At 60.6% G+C, this 19,031-nt stretch carries 19 protein-coding genes; 10 read left to right on the top strand and 9 right to left on the bottom strand.

Annotated features, from left to right (window positions below):
• The first annotated feature begins 523 nt into the window (after nucleotides 1-523).
• The 4 genes from ACFFAR_RS05655 to ACFFAR_RS05640 all read left to right on the top strand — a co-directional run bounded on the left by ACFFAR_RS05655 (nucleotide 524) and on the right by ACFFAR_RS05640 (nucleotide 5,249).
• Complete coding sequence (locus ACFFAR_RS05655; protein WP_062002404.1) at nucleotides 524-982, top strand: hypothetical protein; 459 nt, start codon at nucleotides 524-526, stop codon at nucleotides 980-982.
• A gap of 213 nt (nucleotides 983-1,195) precedes the next feature.
• Nucleotides 1,196-2,512, top strand: a complete 1,317-nt coding sequence (locus tag ACFFAR_RS05650) for a chloride channel protein (protein ID WP_174363902.1) — start codon at nucleotides 1,196-1,198, stop codon at nucleotides 2,510-2,512.
• Nucleotides 2,513-2,809: 297 nt separating this feature from the next.
• Complete coding sequence (gene glpK, locus ACFFAR_RS05645) at nucleotides 2,810-4,309, top strand: glycerol kinase GlpK (protein WP_062002053.1); 1,500 nt, start codon at nucleotides 2,810-2,812, stop codon at nucleotides 4,307-4,309.
• Nucleotides 4,310-4,382: 73 nt separating this feature from the next.
• Nucleotides 4,383-5,249: an MIP/aquaporin family protein gene (locus ACFFAR_RS05640; protein WP_197672666.1), complete on the top strand. Its 867-nt coding sequence runs from the start codon at nucleotides 4,383-4,385 to the stop codon at nucleotides 5,247-5,249.
• 71 nt (nucleotides 5,250-5,320) lie between these two features.
• Here the strand turns inward: ACFFAR_RS05640 and ACFFAR_RS05635 are convergent, their stop codons facing one another.
• From ACFFAR_RS05635 to ACFFAR_RS05625, 3 genes are all read right to left on the bottom strand, one after another.
• Complete coding sequence (locus ACFFAR_RS05635) at nucleotides 5,321-5,602, bottom strand: DUF4148 domain-containing protein (RefSeq protein WP_174363903.1); 282 nt, start codon at nucleotides 5,600-5,602, stop codon at nucleotides 5,321-5,323.
• 475 nt (nucleotides 5,603-6,077) lie between these two features.
• Nucleotides 6,078-6,782: an MgtC/SapB family protein gene (locus tag ACFFAR_RS05630; RefSeq protein WP_086381019.1), complete on the bottom strand. Its 705-nt coding sequence runs from the start codon at nucleotides 6,780-6,782 to the stop codon at nucleotides 6,078-6,080.
• Nucleotides 6,783-7,201: 419 nt separating this feature from the next.
• Nucleotides 7,202-8,677, bottom strand: a complete 1,476-nt coding sequence (locus tag ACFFAR_RS05625) for a PLP-dependent aminotransferase family protein (protein ID WP_375507611.1) — start codon at nucleotides 8,675-8,677, stop codon at nucleotides 7,202-7,204.
• Nucleotides 8,678-8,854: 177 nt separating this feature from the next.
• On the opposite strand from ACFFAR_RS05625, the gene ACFFAR_RS05620 reads away from it, so the two are divergent.
• Complete coding sequence (locus ACFFAR_RS05620; RefSeq protein WP_174365064.1) at nucleotides 8,855-9,181, top strand: hypothetical protein; 327 nt, start codon at nucleotides 8,855-8,857, stop codon at nucleotides 9,179-9,181.
• Nucleotides 9,182-9,429: 248 nt separating this feature from the next.
• On the opposite strand, the gene ACFFAR_RS05615 is transcribed toward ACFFAR_RS05620, so the two are convergent.
• Nucleotides 9,430-9,891: an MEKHLA domain-containing protein gene (locus tag ACFFAR_RS05615; RefSeq protein ID WP_075358380.1), complete on the bottom strand. Its 462-nt coding sequence runs from the start codon at nucleotides 9,889-9,891 to the stop codon at nucleotides 9,430-9,432.
• 222 nt (nucleotides 9,892-10,113) lie between these two features.
• On the opposite strand from ACFFAR_RS05615, the gene ACFFAR_RS05610 reads away from it, so the two are divergent.
• Nucleotides 10,114-11,028: a glycerophosphodiester phosphodiesterase family protein gene (locus ACFFAR_RS05610; protein WP_236873626.1), complete on the top strand. Its 915-nt coding sequence runs from the start codon at nucleotides 10,114-10,116 to the stop codon at nucleotides 11,026-11,028.
• Between the two features lie 36 nt (nucleotides 11,029-11,064).
• On the opposite strand, the gene ACFFAR_RS05605 is transcribed toward ACFFAR_RS05610, so the two are convergent.
• Together ACFFAR_RS05605 and ACFFAR_RS05600 are read right to left on the bottom strand one after the other, a co-directional pair.
• Entirely contained in the window at nucleotides 11,065-11,199 is a 135-nt protein-coding gene (locus tag ACFFAR_RS05605; protein WP_375507610.1) for a hypothetical protein, read from the bottom strand.
• Nucleotides 11,200-12,090: an NAD(P)H-binding protein gene (locus ACFFAR_RS05600; protein WP_174363796.1), complete on the bottom strand. Its 891-nt coding sequence runs from the start codon at nucleotides 12,088-12,090 to the stop codon at nucleotides 11,200-11,202.
• A 187-nt stretch (nucleotides 12,091-12,277) separates the two neighbouring features.
• Between ACFFAR_RS05600 and ACFFAR_RS05595 the strand changes: the two genes are divergently transcribed.
• Together ACFFAR_RS05595 and ACFFAR_RS05590 are read left to right on the top strand one after the other, a co-directional pair.
• Nucleotides 12,278-13,150 (top strand): helix-turn-helix domain-containing protein, encoded by an 873-nt coding sequence (locus ACFFAR_RS05595; protein WP_174363797.1) that lies wholly within the window; start codon nucleotides 12,278-12,280, stop codon nucleotides 13,148-13,150.
• Nucleotides 13,151-13,160: 10 nt separating this feature from the next.
• Entirely contained in the window at nucleotides 13,161-14,432 is a 1,272-nt protein-coding gene (locus tag ACFFAR_RS05590) for an MFS transporter (protein ID WP_075358378.1), read from the top strand.
• Here the strand turns inward: ACFFAR_RS05590 and ACFFAR_RS05585 are convergent.
• Nucleotides 14,429-15,637, bottom strand: coding sequence for an MFS transporter (locus tag ACFFAR_RS05585; RefSeq protein WP_174363798.1), 1,209 nt, complete (start codon nucleotides 15,635-15,637; stop codon nucleotides 14,429-14,431). The two genes, ACFFAR_RS05590 and ACFFAR_RS05585, sit on opposite strands and share 4 nt — an antisense overlap.
• A 112-nt stretch (nucleotides 15,638-15,749) precedes the next feature.
• Between ACFFAR_RS05585 and ACFFAR_RS05580 the strand changes: the two genes are divergently transcribed.
• Entirely contained in the window at nucleotides 15,750-16,325 is a 576-nt protein-coding gene (locus tag ACFFAR_RS05580; RefSeq protein ID WP_174363799.1) for a TetR/AcrR family transcriptional regulator C-terminal ligand-binding domain-containing protein, read from the top strand.
• A 15-nt stretch (nucleotides 16,326-16,340) separates the two neighbouring features.
• Here the strand turns inward: ACFFAR_RS05580 and ACFFAR_RS05575 are convergent, their stop codons facing one another.
• Nucleotides 16,341-16,778: a carboxymuconolactone decarboxylase family protein gene (locus ACFFAR_RS05575; protein WP_174363800.1), complete on the bottom strand. Its 438-nt coding sequence runs from the start codon at nucleotides 16,776-16,778 to the stop codon at nucleotides 16,341-16,343.
• 135 nt (nucleotides 16,779-16,913) lie between these two features.
• On the opposite strand from ACFFAR_RS05575, the gene ACFFAR_RS05570 reads away from it, so the two are divergent.
• Nucleotides 16,914-18,350 carry an aminotransferase class I/II-fold pyridoxal phosphate-dependent enzyme gene (locus tag ACFFAR_RS05570; RefSeq protein WP_174365577.1) on the top strand — a complete coding sequence of 479 codons (1,437 nt, stop codon included), beginning with the start codon at nucleotides 16,914-16,916 and terminating at the stop codon, nucleotides 18,348-18,350.
• 2 nt (nucleotides 18,351-18,352) lie between these two features.
• Here ACFFAR_RS05570 and ACFFAR_RS05565 read toward each other — a convergent pair whose 3' ends face one another.
• Nucleotides 18,353-18,967, bottom strand: coding sequence for an NAD(P)H-dependent oxidoreductase (locus ACFFAR_RS05565; protein ID WP_174365578.1), 615 nt, complete (start codon nucleotides 18,965-18,967; stop codon nucleotides 18,353-18,355).
• Nucleotides 18,968-19,031 lie beyond the last annotated feature (64 nt).

Here is a 19,031-nt window from a genome sequence, read left to right as displayed (position 1 = left end):
CCGTCGCGGCGGATTCGCACGCGCTCGAGATCGTGCGTCATTACGTCGATCAGCGTGAATTGGTGTTCGAAGCGACCATCAGTGTATTTCCCGCCGACCGGTTCACCTACGCATTACGGCTGACGCGTCACGACTGAACACGTCGACGCAACAACCCCGCGCCGGGATCGGAAGGTCTGATAATTCCGCCGTTATATCCCATCACCCGCACCGGCGCGGGAGGTCTTTGCCCGGGACCTCTTCTCACCAAAAGCATGCGACGCAATCCATCCGCGGCATAGCGTTTGCTCAACACTGGACGCACCTGCATTGCACGGACGGGACATCTGATCGCTTCGGCGTCTGCTCTTGTCTCAAACGGTGTGCAAGCCGATGAGATCCAGACGCCGCGGTACAGGACGAACCGGAAGTGGGCGTGAGGATGACCGGGAGCGATCTTGCAGATCGCCTTCGGGCCGTTCTGTTTGAGCCTTTTAATGACAGAACCAATCTGCGGACAGGACACGTCCGCCAACAGGAAACCATGAACATCTTTTCAATTGTCCGCCGGGCATTCTGGTCCGGTTCAATGGCCGCGGCCACGTCTGCTGCCGTCGTGTCGCGCGAGGCCGTCAATAATGGATCGAGCGCGATCGCACCCATCAACGCGGTTGCGCATTGCATATGGCCCGGTGAAGCAATGCTCGACGAGCGGCCAAGTTTTCGCCTCACCGGCGCAGGCGTTTTTATCCACTGGGGAAGCGGCGTATTCTGGGGTCTGGCATTCGAGGCATTGCTCGGACGCAAGGCTTCGCCGGCCCGCATCGTCGGGACCGCTGCAGCGACGGCTGCGCTTGCGTACGTAGTCGATTATCACGTCGTGCCGGAACGCGTGACGCCCGGCTTTGAAGCGCATGTCCCGCAGCGCTCGTTCTTGCCGATCTATGCCGCGCTAGGCGCCGGCCTGGCGCTCGCTGCGTTTGTCGGACGATCGCGAGCCTGACTTGATCTGCCACTCGCGCTGGCGCCCGGCCATGATTGCGGCCCATGGACATCATGCGTTTGACACATCAATCGATACAACAAATGAATTTGACGACTTACTTCTGAGCCGGTAGATTCGGGTTCACGCTAATTGTTATTTCTCGATTAGTGCGAGCGCAGCCGGCTTTGCAACTTTCCGGCGGCCGCATGTCTCGAATTCACGGCTCTTTCGATGCACGCTCCATCCTCCCGCCCTGCCCCGGCAATCCCGCTCTTCCGGCTTGCAACGGTCACCGTACTCACCGGCATCGGCGCCGGACTGGGCGGCATGGCACTCGCCCTTCTGCTCCACCTCATCCAGCATCTGGCGTACGGATACAGCATCGCGCATCTGGTCGGACACGAAAGCTTCTACGAAGGCGTGGCCGCGGCATCAGCCGAACGGCGCATTGCCGTGTTGCTTGCATGCGGCGCGATCGCGGGATTCGGCTGGTTTGTGGTCTATCGATACGGCCGGCCGCTCGTCAGCATCAAGAAGGCGATCACGTCCGGAGATCCGCTCATGCCGCCCGTGACCACCACCGCGCATGCGCTTTTGCAGATCGTCACCGTGGCGCTCGGCTCGCCGCTCGGACGTGAAGTCGCGCCGCGCGAGATCGGTTCGCTGATAGCAGGCTGGCTGTCGCATTACGCCGGCCTGAGCTTGGAACAAACGCGCCTGATGGTGGCTTGCGGCGCAGGCGCCGGGCTTGCCGCGGTCTATAACGTGCCGCTTGGCGGCGCGATCTTCGTGCTCGAAGTCCTGCTCCGTTCGTTCGAGTTGCGCGTGGTGATTCCCGCGCTGGCCTCGTCCGTCATTGCCGCCGTTGTCGCGTGGCTGGGACTGGGCGACGAGTCGCAATACATCGTCCCGCATTTCGCGCTGAGCGCGAACTTGGTCATATGGTCCATCGCGATGGGACCGGTGTTCGGCGTCGCTGCGTTCGCCTTCGTCCAGTTGACCGGTCGTGCACGCGCGGCCGCGCCGAAGGGATGGACGTTGCCCGTTTTATCGATAGCCAACTTTCTTGTCGTCGGCCTGCTGGCAGTCTTGTTTCCGCAGATTCTCGGCAACGGCAAGACGCCCGCGCAACTGGGGTTCAGCAGTGAGCTGACCATCGGACTCGCTGCGACGCTGCTGTTGATCAAGGTGGCCATCACCACGAGCAGCCTGCGGGCAGGCGCTCAAGGCGGTTTGCTGACGCCGGGCATGTCCAATGGGGCGTTGCTCGCCATCGTGCTGGGCGGTGCATGGACGCTCATGTGGCCCGGCACCCCCATGGGCGCATTTGCGTTGGTGGGTGCGACGGCCTTCCTGGCTTCATCGATGAACATGCCGATCACCGCCCTCGTCCTCATGGTCGAATTCACGCGCATCGATCACGATTTCATCGTGCCGATGCTATGCGCTGTCGCCGGTTCGATTGCAGTCAACCGGCTGCTCGAAACGAAAATGAAAACGCGCGTGCACGCAGCGTCGACAGTTGAGGTCGAAGCCGAACGTGCCTGAATAGCTTTTGACCCGACAGTACTCGCCGCATACGCCGGCCCGCATGCTCATGTGGCCGGCGTTCTGTTTTTTGGCGTCTGTGCTTGAGCGACGTCACCAAATGTGCCTTTACATTTTCGAATCTGTTCATTAGCATTCGAATTCGAACATTATCGGTTCGATAAATTTTCTTTTATTGACAGATACTGGTAACCCACAGTGTCGGAACGCGGTCCGCCCCGAACCGATGGTTAAAACAAGAGGCCGTTGATATCGCCGGGAAGACTAGGCGATTCGTCCAGGAAAGTGGAGAAGACAATGCAGGAGCAATACATCCTCGCGCTCGATCAGGGCACGACAAGCTCACGCGCCATGGTGTTCGATCGCCAGGGAAGCGTGGTTTCAGTCGCGCAAAAGGAATTCGCGCAGATCTATCCCCAGCCGGGCTGGGTCGAACACGATCCGCAGGAAATCTGGTCCACGCAGGCAGGCGTTGCCGCGGAGGCCGTGACGCGTGCAGGGCTTAACGGGGCGTCGATTGCGTCTATCGGCATCACCAATCAGCGCGAGACGACCATTGTCTGGGACCGCGAAACGGGTCATCCGATCTATAACGCGATCGTATGGCAGGATCGCCGCACCGCCGATCTCTGCGATCAGCTCAAGGCGCAGGGTCTCGAAGAAAAGGTTCGCGCAAAGACCGGACTGCCGATCGATTCATATTTCTCGGCGACCAAGATCCGCTGGATCCTCGACAACGTGGAAGGCGCGCGCGAGAAAGCCCGGAACGGACGTCTGGCGTTTGGCACGGTGGATAGCTGGCTCGTCTGGAACTTCACCAAACACGCGCTGCATATCACCGATGTGACGAACGCATCGCGCACCATGCTGTTCAACATCCATACGCTCAAGTGGGACGACGAGCTCCTCGATGCACTTGATATTCCGCGCAGCATGTTGCCGGAGGTGCGGTCATCGTCGGAAGTCTATGGGCCGACGAAGACAACCGTGTTTGCCTCGAAGATTCCGCTGGCCGGCATTGCCGGGGACCAGCACGCTGCCCTCTTCGGCCAGATGTGCACGCAGTCCGGCATGGTGAAGAACACTTACGGCACAGGCTGTTTCCTCGTGATGAACACGGGCGACAAACCCATCGAATCGAGCAACAACCTCGTCACGACCATTGCGTGGCAGATCGGCGACAAGGTCGACTACGCGCTGGAAGGCAGCATTTTCATCGGTGGCGCGGTGGTGCAGTGGCTGCGCGACGGCCTGGGCATCATCAAGACTGCGAAGGAAATCGAAACGCTCGCGCGCAGCGTCCCGCACAGCGACGGCGTGTATCTCGTGCCCGCATTCGCCGGCCTTGGCGCGCCGCACTGGAACGCCCACGCACGCGGCACGTTGTTCGGCGTGACACGCGGCACGACCTCTGCACACCTTGCGCGCGCGGCGCTGGAGAGCATCGCGTATCAGTCAATCGATGTATTGAAGGCCATGGAAGCCGACTCCGGCATGCGCATCGGGGAATTGCGCGTGGACGGGGGAGCCGTGGCCAATGACCTGCTGATGCAATTCCAGGCCGATATCCTCGGTGTCGATGTGGTGCGCCCGCAAATCAGCGAGACGACCGCACTCGGCGCGGCCTATCTTGCCGGGCTCGCCGTGGGGTACTGGAAAGATGTGGATGAGTTGCAGAGCCAGTGGAAACTTGACCGGCGTTTCTCGGCGGCCCTTCCTGCCGAAGACGTCAGGCGTCACATGCAGGGGTGGCACCGCGCGGTGGACGCCGCCAAGGTCTGGGCTGACGCGTCCTGACCCTGCCTTCATCCGGGTGAGCGGATCACCCGGATGACAGCCGCTGCATTCATCTTTCCCGGAGCGATCTCTAGTGTCTTCTACCGCAATACCCTTTACGAAAAAACAATGCATCGGAGAACTAATTTCCGAGGCGGTCGCGGTTTTCATCGTCATCGCGTTTGGTGATTCCGTCGCGTGCATGTACACCCTCTATGACCCGAGCCCTTACGCGAACGCATATTGGGGCGTCTGCATCTCGTGGGGACTGGCGGTCACGCTTGCCATCTATGTCACGGGGTCGATATCCGGCACGCATGCAAACCCGGCAGTCACGCTTGCGCTTGCCTTGTTCCGCGGCTTTTCGTGGAAGAAGGTCGTGCCTTACTGGGCGGCGCAACTGCTTGGCGGCATTCTTGGCGCGGTGATCGTGTATGCATTGTTCGGACCGGTCATCGACCACTACAACCTGACCCACCATCTGACGAGGGCGGAAGGCGGGGCCGCCGGGGTGTTCTTTACGCATCCGGGCCTGGCGGTCACGCCCATGCACGCGTTCTCCAACGAGGTCATTCTCACTGCGCTGCTGCTCTTCGGCATCTTCGCGATTACCGAGCAGTTCAACGAAATGGCGCCGCAAGCCAATTCGGGCGCGCTCATGATCGGCCTGCTGGTAGCGATCCTGGGTTCATCGATGGGATATCTCGAAGCATGGGCCATGAACCCCGCACGCGATCTCGGTCCGCGACTGTTCGCCTACTTTGCAGGCTGGGGATCGTCGGCGCTGCCGTCGCCCGACAACTACTGGTGGATTCCGGTGGCTGCGCCCTTGCTTGGCGGTGTGATTGGCGGCGGGGCTTATCAGTTGCTTATCTATCCCTTCCTGCCGGCCAGAACAAAGGCGAAAGCGATGCCCCTGGAAAAACGCGACAATGCTGCCGCTCAAGGACAACGCACTTGAGCGTGTCCTCGGCGGTCTGAGGATCTGGCGCCGAACGTCGATCCGTTTGGCGCCAATTCAATCAATGCCGGTCACTGATTGCCGGCGGGGATGCTGACCGGAGACACGGATGTTCCCGTGTCCGATACACCGCCATAGGCGCTTGAGCCATTACCGGCTTGTACACGCGCTTCAGCGGCCTGGATATCCGAAGGGTAAGTAGCATCCTGCGAAACCGGCCGATACCCCGCGCTTTCAAGCTGGACCAGATCTGCGCGTACTTCCGCACGGGTAACCGGCTCGGCCGTTTGCGCAAACGACACAACAGGCGTAGCCAATGCAACGGCCAGCGTTGCGTAGATAAGTGTTTTCATGATGGTCTGCCTCTATGCGAATGAAACGTGCGGCTTCGCTCGGCGTGAAAGAAGCCCACGGTCATGCGCTATTCAACCCGCGATGACCATGACTCGATTCTGAGGGACTCACGCTGACCTGATGCTGACGCCAAAATGACAAGGACGCCATGTTGCGGCAGATGAAGGCTTGAAACAAGGGATTTGTAATCGCGGTGCAGCGCTCAGCGCGGGGCGATCAACGCGTCAGCGCTTATCGTCTGCCGATTCACGCCGCGAGTGTTTGCGCGCGTCGAAGATGCCCCAGATTGCTATCGACAGTCCGATTCCAAACCCGCAAGCCAACAACACGTAAGTGCTCATCCGCAACCTTGAAGAATGTGAGGCGGCGCTCGAAAAAGTCTGCGCCCGGATGTCACGCACCAATGGTGACATCGTCGGACTGATACTACCGATTCATTCTTTCAAAACGCATGCCGTGGTCTATCCGCTGGAGTCAGTCGGTCACCGGAACCGTATCGAGCCCCGCCCAGCTCACACTCGAGACCCCTTTGTCCATGCTGAGCCGGCTCGCAACCGCTTCGACTTTCGATTGAAACTTGGGGTGCGTTTCAAGCGTGGCAATGACCTCGACGCGTCTGGATTCATCGTCTATATCGCGACTGCTCAGCCCCTGAAACGACAACGGTGCAGACACCATGGAATTGGTGATGAGCGCGCGGACATTCACCTCGTCCTGCTCACGGCAAACGACGGTCAGCACGTACTTGCGCAAAAGATCGGCGGACGCGACCGGCGCGGTATTGATGGCACGCCCCACTTCTCGCAGCACGGTGTTGATGAAAAGGATCACCGCCGTTCCCGCAAGCGCCGGACCATAGTGTCCCGCGCCGCACAGCACGCCCACCGCAGCGGAACACCATAACGTAGCCGCCGTATTGATGCCCTGGATAGCACCCTGCTCGCGCATGATGACGCCGCCACCAAGGAAGCCGACACCGGACACCACGTACGCCGCGATCTGCGTAAGGGTGGTGGTGCCGTTACCGGTCATCGCGCCGAGCAGCACGAACAGGCACGCACCGCACGTGACGAGCGTGATGGTGCGAAGTCCGGCGGTGCGCTGGCGCATTTGTCTTTCAAGACCAATGCCGATGCCACAGGCCAATGCCGCGAGGAGAGGGAGAAGATAATCCAACATGAGCGATTCTTTAACTTGTATTGTCGCGCGGGTATTCCCGGTCCGCGGCAACGCGGACCCAGCGCCACCGTATTGACTGCGTATGACAGTCAAATGACAGCGGGCAAACCAATGCCCGGAACGTGGCTGATCACTGCGCCAAATAAACGCGCAGATAGAAAGTACACGGGCGAGGTATGAAGAGGCGCACCGTCTGCCTGCTGGCAGGACGGCGGCTCGAGATAAAAGCGTGGGTCCTGCCGGTCAGGCAGCGAGATACTTCGAAGGTCGATTACTGCAAGTGTCCAAGGCGTCAGCCCCAATTTTTACGATGCCCGGATTTTAGGCAGCCGCGAAGCGGCACGTCAACCTTGATTGTGAGGCCCCAAAGAAATTCCAGGGCTGCGATCGAATGGCGAAACACGCGAGAAGCGCGACAGCTAATGCGCTTCCAGGGCCAGTCGTCCGAGACGCTGGAACGCGTCGTCCAGGGTTTGATCGAAGGGTTGCGGGCAACTCAAGCGAATGAAGGAGGCAAAGCGCCGCGAGTTCGAGAATATGGTCCCTGGCGCGATGCGAATCCCTTCCGCGAGCGCAGCCTCGAAAAGGCGTTCCGAATTCGTACCCGAAGGCAATTCCACCCATAGCAGAACGCCGCCCGCCGGCGCGCTCAGCCGTGTACCGGATGGAAAATACCGCGCAATGGCTTCCGCGGTCGCAATCCGTTGAGTCACGAGGCGCTCACGCAGTTGAAACAGATGCCGGTCATAGGCCCCTGAACCCATGAACTCGGCAGCGACCAACTGGGACAAGGCTTCATTGTTCCGGCTTTGCGAAAACTTAAGCATCTTCACGCGTTCGTGCCATCGACCGGCAGACATCCATCCCAGCCGCATGCCGGGCGCCAGCACCTTGTTCAGCGACACGCAATGAATCACCCCGCCGCTTTTGTCCCACGCTTTAAGGGGTTTGTGCTGGTCGGGTTCATCGAGCAGTTCGCGGTAGGGATCGTCCTCGATCAGTGCGACCTTGTGCTGAGCGCAGAGTCGCACAAGCTCGACCTTGCGGTCATCGGGCATATTGCAGCCAAGCGGATTTTGCAAATGCGGCACGACGACCAGCGCCTTGATATTTCCATAAGCACGAAATGCCATTTCCAGCGCTTCGATGGATATCCCCGTGGACGGGCTGGTGGATATTTCAAGCGCCCGGAGCCCAAGACTCTCGATAATCTGCAAGACACCGAAGAACGCCGGTGATTCTATGGCAACCGTATCGCCGGCCTGCGTGACCGCGCGCAGCGCGAGATTCACCGCTTCCACACCGCCGTTGGTGACGACCACCTCTTCCGGCGACACCACCACCCCGGAAGAAAGCGCTCTCCTGGCAACGGCTTGCCTGAATGACGCGCCGCCGGAATCACGCCCGGACTCGGTGAGCAGCGTCGGTTTCTGGCGCAGGAGTTTGATGGTGAGTGCTTGCAGGCGCGCTGTGGGATAAAGCGCGGCCGCGGCAGTCGCCCCACCCAGATTCAACGCGTCAGGATATTGCTGCGCCAACGCAATGACCTTCGATATGGATTCATGCAACCCGACAAAGTGCGCCTCGCCGGGTGATGCGGTATTAGCCGGTTCATCCACGCAAGGTAAGGACGGACTCGTGCGCCTTCGCACGAAATACCCTGAACGCGGTTTCGCTTGCAGCCAGCCCGCGTCCTCGAGCCGACGGAACACTTGAAGCGCCGTGGAGAGACTGACGTGATGCCGTGTCATCAGCACCCGCACCGAAGGCATGCGATCGCCCGGCGCCAGCGTTCCGGACGTGATGACCCGGCGATAATGCTCGGCAAGGCGCTCGTAGAGCGGCTCGCCTGCCATTGGGAGGTCGCGCGGCAGAATGTCTGAAGACGTGGTCATGTGCTCATGCTGCCGGTGCGCGAGTGCGTGCGCCAGATACAGACGCGCCAATTATTGACGGATACAGATCAACGAATCATGATCTGTTGCGCAACAGATTCTACCGCGCTGAGTCTGTCGCACAAGCGTGGCGGCCAATAAGCTTGAAGGTGTTCAAGCCTTTAGCGAGCTTATGTCATGAAGACCGTCCATTTGCATTCCGGTGAGATCCACGCCAGCCGCCAACGCGCGGGAACGCAGTTCGTTGCAGTGCACGGCGCGGTGCGTTTGACGTATCGCGATCCTTCGCTCGACTGGCTCATGGATTTATGGCCTCGCGTTTGCGTCCGTCTTGAAGAAGGCAATGCCCATGTCATTTCCTGCAACGCCTGGGTCGAAGTCGATCCGGTCGGGGATACAGCGGTCGTGGGCTTGCCTGAGAAACCCGACGGCATCGGCATATCCATCGAAAAGTTTCGCGCGTGGCTCAAGGAAAAAACCCGCTCGTCGTGTGCCAAGGCTTAGCGCCCAGCCAATGCCCGGAATACTTTGATGCGCGCGAGATGCGGCCGGCGCAACACCGACATGCGACGCGTCCTTACTGCACTCGGCGACCAAACATCTTGCGAACCGATCGCGCTTTGCCGAAGCGGTCGGTTGGCGGAACTAGCAGGTAATATCCGCCGCTTGTGCTCGTCGGCTGTTGCTGGCGAGTGCAAGACTGCCATTGCCAATTTCAGATCAACGCCTGCCAAGTTGGCCTCGCCGCCCAGTCAAACGTCCTTCCATTGACGATAGGTCGCCGCCTGCCCGCGATACACACCGTCATCATCGATCAGGTTCCAGACCGTCACGTTCTCGATCCAGAACCGCCTGCCCGACTTTGCAATGCGGAGGCCGCGGTAACCGCTTGCATAGCCCTTGGTGCGTACCGATTCCAGCAAGGCGTCGCGCTCGTCGCGATCAGGATGTTCAGCCGACAAACGCGAACGCAACGCTGTAAATTCGCTCCATGAGTACTCGAAGCACTTTTGTGCCGCGCGATTTGCGTACACGAAGCGCGGGTCCGCGTCGGTGTCATGTGCGACGACGCAAAACGGCGCGTCTTCGTATAGCCACCGAGCGGCATCTTCCTGCAATGCATTCTGATCGATCAAAGGTGTACCGACAACGCGAAGATGGCTGCTGACGAGCAACTTGCAGAAATCGGGATCGAGGGCTAACAACGTTGTCATGGGTCAAGTCCGCCAAGAGGTTTCTCCGCCTACATTATTGCGCACCCTTGGAAAAATGCTCTGGCAGCCAGAAGTTGCGAATCGAAAACCGCATTTTCCATCTCAATATAAAGTCTTGACAATCAGCCCTTGCTTCACAGTGAAAGGACTATAGTGTCCTTGGCTCATCTGAAATATTTGTTCTGGATAACAAATCAATTTATTTGTTCGGACGACAAAATAATGAAACCAGTCACTTTCAAACTCATGAACGCAGCCGCACTTTTTGTATTGACCGCACTGCCGGCAACGGTGGCGCTCGCGGCCCCTTTGATCGTCGCGCATCGGGGCGGTGCTGGCGACATGCCTGAGAATACGCTTCAGGCATTTCACGCAGCGCTCGATAACGGCGCGGATGTATTGTGGATGACCGTGCAGGTGACGAGAGACGGCGTTCCAGTGCTGTACCGCCCCGGCGATCTTCGCGAACTGACGGATGGGCGTGGGCATATTGACGACATCACACTAGGCAAGATAAAAAAACTCAACGCGGGTTATTCGTTCGAGTCGAAAGACGCGTCGGGCAAGATCACTTACCCGTATCGTCACACGCCGCTGCGTATCCCCACTCTGCAAGAAGCGTTGAAAACTGTTCCTGCGTCCGTGCCGATCATGCTCGACATGAAACAAACGCCGGTCGCGCCCCTCGTGATCGCCGTCGCACGAATTCTTGAGGAGTCCAACGCGTGGTCGCGCGTGCGCCTTTATTCCACCGACGCAGAAGCCATCCAGAAAATGAGGTCTTACCCGAACGCGCAAGTGTTCGAAACGCGCGATGCGACGCGAGACCGTCTGCTTAACCTCTCGCTGGGCGGTACCTGCGACAACCCGCCGCCCGCCGGAAGCTGGGTGGGTATCGAGTTGCGCAGACAGGTCGAAATAGTCGAGCGCTTTGCGCTTGGGACCGGCGTGTCAAGGGTCTACGCCAAATGGTGGACGCCCGCCGCCGTGAAATGCTTCAGGACGAACGGGGATGTGAAGATCGTGGTGTTCGGCGTGGACTCGGCCGAAGCATACGCAACGGCGACGAATCTGGGAATCGATGCGGTCATGACAAATTCACCACGCGCGATGCGTGTGGAAAAGACGCCGCGCTAAAACCCGTGGTTCGCCTTTCATCGGGACGCGGCCGCATCAAAAGAAGATGAAGTCATCGTTGCTATCAGGAATGGCGTCGATCACGCGTTGCAACCCGCGGCCGCCAAGCCATCCGGCAAACACGATCACAACGGCGAGGCACATGCGTGCAGGCATGGATTGCTTGCGCATTTAACGCGCTGCCGTTGCGTTCGAAGGCAGGATCGAAGCCAGCACTTCGGATAATTCCGTCGTGCCGAAACGCAGTTCGCTGCGCGCCTCGACGTCAATATGGCCCGCGTTGTGCGTGTCGTACAGCTCCGTTATGAGCTTTGCGTGGTCCGCGCTCAAGCCAGCGCGTTGCAGCGTTGGCGTCCATTGTTCCCGCGGCAGCTCGTGCGCTTTGATCTCCCGGCCGATAACTTCGCTCAGCGTGCGGGCGACATCGAGTGCGCTGACGCGTTGGGGACCTTCCACGCTCACCGTGCGCAGCCCGTCGGCGTAGCCGTGATCGAGCAGCAGTTGCGCCGCAAGCCGCCCGACGTCCTGAGCGGCGACCGTCGGAAAGCGTTTGTTCAGCGGATGATGCAATGAAGGCAAGATCCCCGTCGATAAAACCACCGGCAGCACCCGCGCCCAGTTCTGCATGTGCTCGGCGGCACGCAACAGCGTCAGGTTTTGCATCACCGGCTTCAACTGGTTTTCCAGCGCGTGAAAAAGCATGGTGATGCCCGTGCCGCTTTCCAGCTCCGCGCCGTAGTCGGACAACGCAAGGACCCGCGAAGGTGGATTGGCGCGCAAGGCCTCGACGGTCATGTCAATCATGCGATGCATGGAAGCGGCCGGATGCGGGTCGCCGACTGGCACCGGGCAAAGGATCTGCACCGCGTCGGCGCCGCGAAGCACGTTCGAAACCGACGCTCGGTCCAGGAAGTCGGCGAGTGCAATTTCACATCCGAGTTGCGCCAGATCCGCGCCCTGTTGCTCGTTCCTGACCACCGCCCGGACCGCGTGCCCCGCACCGCGCAATGCAGCCGCCGTCGCCTTTCCCACGTTTCCCGATGCTCCAAAAATCACGATCATGCGGCGCTCCGTTTGTTTGCCTGAATGCTGGCATCGTAGGAAAGAACGGCACTCATGGCGCGCACGCATGGATGACAATGCGCAGAACCGGATGATTGTTTTGTGCCTTGCATCATGGCTTCAAATATCAAGCAAACCCGCGGAAAACCACGCACAATGCAGCCTGCCTCTTGCTCAAGGAGTCGTCATGAACACAGCAACGCCGCAACCCAATAGTTCGCGGGTCAATCTGCGCTCCAGCAAAGACCACGGCTGGACTAGTTTTGGCGCGGCGCTGCTCGGTGTATCGGCAGGTGTGCATAGGATTCCCGCGATGCCGCATCACAGGGTCGGCGTCCATGTCGGGCCACCGGTCGTGGCGCGTTGCGTCACGAGCGAATACCGGCTTTCGCGCGTGCAGGCGCACGGCGATGCCGACGTGATCCCGGCAGGACTCGAAGGTCAATGGACGGACGAATCCGACTGCACGATCCTGAGCATCTGGATAAGCGAGCCGTTCGCCGGCAGAACGCTGGAACAACTCGACCTGCGCCCGAGTCGTGCGCAGATTCGTCCGCAGCTTCAGATGCGCGATCCACGTTTCCAGCATCTCGCCTGGGCGTTGCGCGCCGAACTCGAAGCCGACGATTGCTCCGACCCGTTGTATGCCGAAAGCCTCTGCACCGCGATGGTCGTGCGTCTTGTCGATGGCGGCGTGACGAGCGCAGCGCTCGAGAACAAGCGCCGCACACTGGCGCCGAAAACGACGGCGAGGATCGTCGAGTTCATTGAAGACAATCTGGATCAGCGCCTGACGCTGGGTGACCTCGCCGCGCTCGCGCAGCTCAGCGTTCCGCATTTCAAGGTCTTGTTTCGTGAAACGCTCGGTTTGCCCGTGCATCGATATGTCATTGAACGGCGCGTGGAACGAGCAAAGGCGCTGCTGATGCAAGGCAAACTCAGCACCAGCCAGATCGCGCTCGATACGGGGTTCGCGCATCAAAGCCATAGGGCGCACTGGATGAACCGTCTGCTTGGACTCACGCCGCGAGAAATCGCGAAGGCTCGCGGGGAAGCATGACCATTTGCGAATGAGCGATATCGAGAACACATCCCGCGCATCGACATCCGCGTACAACGCCGATTTCGGCCTGTGGGCGCTCACCTTCAGTTATGTGCTCAGCCAGTTTTTCCGCAGCTATGTGGCGGTGATCTCGACGCAGCTCATCGGTGATTTTCACTTCACGCCGCAAATGTTCGGCTGGTTCTCGGGCGCGTTTTTTCTCGTCTTCGCGGCGGCGCAGATTCCCGTCGGCATACTCTTCGACCGCTTCGGAGTGCGTTATCCGACGGCCGTGCTGATGAGCATCGGTACGGTGAGCGTCGCTTTGTTATCCGTGACCGAGGATCCCGTTCTCGCGATCGTCGCACAGGCGGGAATCGGGCTCGGATGCGCGCCGGTCTTCATGGGTTTGCTGAACCACGTGCTGCGCAATAGCGAAGGCGGCAGTCCGCGCAGCGTTCGCGCGGTTACCGCGGTTACTACAGCGAGTGCAATCGGCATGATCGGCGGCTTGCTGGCGGCGTTTCCGCTGAGCCGCGCGACATCGGTTTATGGATGGCGGCCGGTGATGGGGTTATCGGCGATGTTCATGCTGATCGCGACGCTCGGCATCATGTTTTTCGTGCGTCGTCGTGAACATAGCGCTTCCTACGCGGTTCGCGCGGCCGGAGCAGCGGCAGCATCGGGCAACAAGAAAGGCATGTGGACCTTGATGCCCGTATGTCTTGCCATGTCGGTGGGCGCGACGTTTCGTACGTCATGGGGCGGCCCCTATCTCGCCGATGTATTCGGCTTCGACGTCATCGCCCGGGGCAATGCCATGACCATCACGAGTGTTGCGGGGATCGCAGCGTCCTTCTCCATTCCGCTGCTCGTGCGGCGAATGGCGCCGAAAACGCTGACGCTCGGATGGCTTGCGGCCGGCGTTTGTGCCGCGCTCGTGCTGGCATCGACACCTGCGCAAAGCCCGGTCATCAGTGTCGGCGCGATCTGCCTGCTGCTGTCAGTAGGCGCGATTCATCCGCTCGTGATGTCGCAAGCGCGCGGCATCATCGCGCCCGCGAAACTCGGGCTTGGTCTCGGGTTGCTGAACAGCCTCGTGTTCCTGGGCGTGGCGCTGGCAAGCAGCATCTTCGGAATGATCGCGGAGCATGCGCGTCATGCGGGGTTATCGAGCGCGGACTTGTTTTCGCGCTTGTTTCTGGTCACAGCCGTGCCGCTCGTGATCGGCGCGATTGCTTACTGGTTCAGCCCGACGGGGCCCGGCCCGACGGGGCCTGCGGCGCGTAAGAGCGGTTAGCTCCCCTCACGCGCCATCCTCGCGCCCTTGTTAAGGCCGCTCGCAACCACAGTCATTGCGGCGAGCACGACGAGCGCGGTGCCGTACACGTCGGTCGTCAGCCGCAAGCCGACCACATGGGCCATCGTACCTGCGAGGATAGCCGGCACACTGAAGGCCAGATAACTCAGCACGTACAGCGCCGCCATCAGCCCTGCGCGTTCATGCGCCTCTGCGAGCGGTAATACCGAGCGCAACGCGCCCTGGAACGCCGCGCCAAAACCCATCCCCGCAATGATCGTCCCGACAAAGAAGATTCCCGCGTTGCCCGTGTGCACGCCGGTCAGGGTGATAAGCAAGCCAGCCGCCAGCACGATTGCGCCGGTCAGCAGCAAGCGCAACGTGCTCATGGAGCGCAAGAGCATGACGGCGGCGAGACCGCCGGTGGTCAGCGCGAACACGACCCAGCCGCCTGTGGTGGCATCGTCGGCGCCGGTGACAGCGCGCGCAAGCGATGGTCCGAGCGACAAATAGAAACCGCCGAGCGCCCACACCGCAACGTTGACCGGCGCAATGCGCAGCAACGCCCCGCGCGCCGCCAGTGGAACGCGCACACGCGGAACCAGTGACGCGAGCGTTCCGGGAAGCCGGCTCACGGTTTCGGGCAGCACCAGCACCCAGGCTGCCTGTAACACAAACAATGCAACCAGCATCAGATAGACCAGCCGCATTGGCGCCGGCGCATATTCCACCAGCATGCTCGATCCGAGCGCACCCACGCCCATGCCGAAGAGCGGCGACAAGGTATTGACCAGGGAGCCGCGCGTAGGGCTTGCATCGAGGATCGCGGCGCCCAGCGCGCTTGTCGCCGCGCCGGTCGCGAAGCCCTGCAGCACGCGCGCGAGGATCAGGATGCCGACGCTGTGGGCATCGGTGAAAACGAGCATCGCCACGACTTCCAGCGCGATCCCGCCGATGATCACCGGACGCCGGCCAATGTGATCCGACAGCGCGCCCGTTGTCAGCAGCGCGGCCAGCAAACTGAACGCATAACTGGCGAACACGAGCGTGACCATGGCGGACGAAAATCCCCACGTTTCCTGGTACACCCTGTAAAGCGGCGTGGGGGCGCTGGATGCCGCGAAAAAGGTGGCCGAGGCGAACGCATAGAGCCCGAGCGCCTGAGACGACGAACGGGACGAACTCGGACTGGTATCGATAGCCATTGCACACTCCGCCGAATAAACGCAAAATAATTGCTTTAGCGGATTATGCGCGTTGTCCGGCGTTAACGCAACTTTTTAGCTTTAACGCTGGTTCGCAGCAGGAGTGGAGCACATGGCAGCACGAGAAGGTTTGCGGCCCGGCGGCAGAAGCGCGCGGGTTCAGGAGTCGGTCCACCGGGCGGTCAACGGCTTGCTGGCGGAAATGCCGCGCGACGCGATCACCGTGCCGCAGATTGCGGTGCGGGCGGGCGTGACGCCGTCGACCATTTACCGGCGTTGGGGCGACCTGCAAACCCTTCTCGCCGATGTCGCCGTGCAGCGTTTCTACCCCGACAACGGTCCCGCCGATACCGGTTCGCTGCAAAGCGATCTCGCAACGTGGGCGCAGGGATACCAGGACGAGATGTCATCGGCGCCGGGCCGTGCGATGACCCGCGACGTGCTCGCGGGCATGAACGCCGACGGCAGCGGCCCCGCGTGCCAGTGTGCGGCTATTACGCGCTCGCAGGTTCAGATGATCCTGGAGCGCGCGGTCGAGCGCGGCGAAGCGCCGCCGGCGTTGCACGATGTAATGGACGGCGTGGTCGCGCCGATCATGTACCGGCTGCTTTTCGACGATGAACCCATCGACCCCGCCTTCGCCCGCACGCGCGTGGCCATGTTGCTGGACGCACGCGCGGAAGCTTAAAACGCTGACACGACGTTATTCAGGCATCTTGCGAAACGCGATCGCAAAGCGGTTCCAACTGTTGATCGACGTGATCAGCAACGTCAGGTCGGTCAATTCCTTGTCGTCGAAATGCGGGCGGACGGCTTCCCAGACAGAATCCGGCACGTGATTCTGCGCGACCAGCGTCAGCGCTTCAGTCCACTCCAGCGCAGCGCGTTCCCGTTCGGTGAAGAACGGCGTTTCGCGCCATGCCGAAACCGTCGCCAGACGGCGTTCGGATTCTCCAGCCTTGCGTGCGTCGGCCACGTGCATATCCAGGCAAAAAGCACAGCCATTGATCTGCGATGCACGCAACCGCACCAGTTCCTTCAGGATCTGTTCGAGCGGGCTCTTGTTGATCTGTTCTTCAACGCCCAACAAGGCTTTGATGTCGGCGGGATTGGATTTGTAGAAATCAAGACGGGAAGTCATGAAACGCTCCTGGGAAAAGTCAGTCATTCGTGATTGATTTTGCTGGCGCGGGTATCGCTGTATCGGGCCACAGAAGTAGTATGCGAAAATCATGGCCTGCCTAGAAGAGCCAAGAATCATCACAATGACTAGTCCATGAAGCCCGCATTACCGAAGCTCGAGCTGGATATCGATCGTGCGCTTTCCGTGCCGGTTTATCTGCAGATCTGCACGCGATTCAAGACCGCGATCGCGCAAGGGCATCTGCGCTCCGGTGATCGCGTGCCTGCGGTGCGCGGCCTCGCGATGGAACTGAACTTGGCGCGCGGAACGGTGGAGATGGCCTACCGGATCCTCGCCGATGAAGGGTATCTGCAGGTTCGCGGCGCGGCAGGAACCATTGTTTCGCCAGCGCTGCCAGTTTCGGCAAGCGGCACCCGGCGTGCAGCGGGCAAACCTTTGCCGGCAGCGGCGCCTGCGTTGTCGCCCTATGGCAGCGGCGCACCTCGGCCGTATCAACTGGGCTTGCCCGCAATCGATGCATTCCCGCGCAAGGTCTGGAACCGGCTGGTCGCGCATCGGCTGCGCAGCGGCGACGCAACCGCGTTTGCGTACCCTGATCCTGCCGGCTTCTGGCCATTGCGCGAACGGATCGCCACTTACCTGGGGTTGTCGCGCGGAGTCGAATGCGTGCCCGAGCAGGTCTTCGTCACGACGGGTTATCGTGCGACGCTCGAACTCGTATTGCGCAGTCTCGCCTCGCCCGACGATGCCTTCTGGTTCGAGGACCCGGGCTACATTCTCGCCCGCCGTTTCCTGCTCGAAGTGAATGCGCGGCTCGTGCCCGTTCCCGTCGATGCACATGGCATCTCGGTCGAACGCGGCCTCGCCCTCAACGCGAATGCGCGCTTCGCGGTAGTCACGCCATCGCATCAAAGTCCGACGGGCGTGACGTTATCGCTGGAACGCAGGATGGCATTGCTCGACTGGGCGAAAGCCAACGGAAGCTGGGTGATAGAAGACGATTACGACAGCGAGTTCCGCTACGCAGGCCGCCCCCTCCCCGCGCTGAAAAGCCTGGATCAGCACGACCGTGTGATTTATAGCGGCACGTTCAGCAAGGTGATGTTCCCTGGATTGCGGCTCGCGTATGTGGTCGCGCCGGTCAGCGCAACGCAGCGTTTTCACGAAGTCTGCGCAAGCATGAACGCGGGGTCCCCCTATCTCCTGCAAGCAAGCGTGACCGACTTCATGGCGGAAGGCCACTTTGCGCGGCACCTGAAGAAGATGCGTTTGCTTTACGCGCATCGCCGGGAAATCACCGCGCACGCCCTTGCCGAAGTGTTCGGCGAGCGCCTCGCCATCGATCTCCCGCCGGGAGGCTTGCAGATGGCGGCGCATTTCGTCGACGGCACGGACGACGTAGCCGTGGCAGCCCGCGCCAATCCCGACGGCTTTGGCGAACAGGCGTTATCGCGCTGGTATATGGGTGTGCCGTCGCAAAGCGGTTTGGTGCTGGGGTTTGCCAACATCGTCGACGAAGATCAGGCGATGCGCCGCGCGCACGAACTGAAGCGTGCAGCCGACGCGTAGATCTATGCGGAAACCGACGTGACCGTGTTGAACGGCGCATGCATCAGCAAAGCGTTGCGAGCCTCCAATAATGCTTTGGACACCGCAACATCGCCGCCAACCAGGCCTTGCATCAGAACGAAATTCACGCTGCGAATGCCGATGGATTCCAGTGCGTACCGAAGATAAGGCGTGAGAAAATCGGGCTGCCGGGCGCGTTCGCCACTATGAAAACCGCCTGAACCCACCAGCACGAAAGTCGGCCGGTCCCGCATCAGTCCGACCTTGCCGTCCGGCGTCGATGTGAACGTCCGGTTGATCCGCAAGACGTGATCTATCCAGAGTTTCAGCGCGGCCGGGACCGTAAAGTTGTGCATGGGCGTGGTGATGATCAGAAGGTCGGTGTCCTCGACTTCTCGAATGACGCGCTCGGACCAGCCGAAGGCAGCGTCCTGCGAGTTTCCCGATGTCACCGCCGTTGCATAATCACGGCCGATCGGCGGCAGCGGATCAGCGACCAGATCCCGTTCAGTGATCTGCTGGTCGTGTGCCCCGAGCGTGCCGACCATTTCCCGTGCAAGGCGATACGCGTGGCTGGCTTCGCCATGCGGGCTGCTGTTCAACAAGAGCGCGCGCATCAGCGTGTCCTCGCCGGTGATGACGGCAAAGCGGGCTCCAGTGATTCGACGAAATGCATGCCTT

This window comes from uncultured Caballeronia sp. (genome assembly GCF_964243625.1).
Lineage (GTDB): Bacteria > Pseudomonadota > Gammaproteobacteria > Burkholderiales > Burkholderiaceae > Caballeronia.
This window is presented reverse-complemented; position numbering and strand designations above follow the sequence as displayed.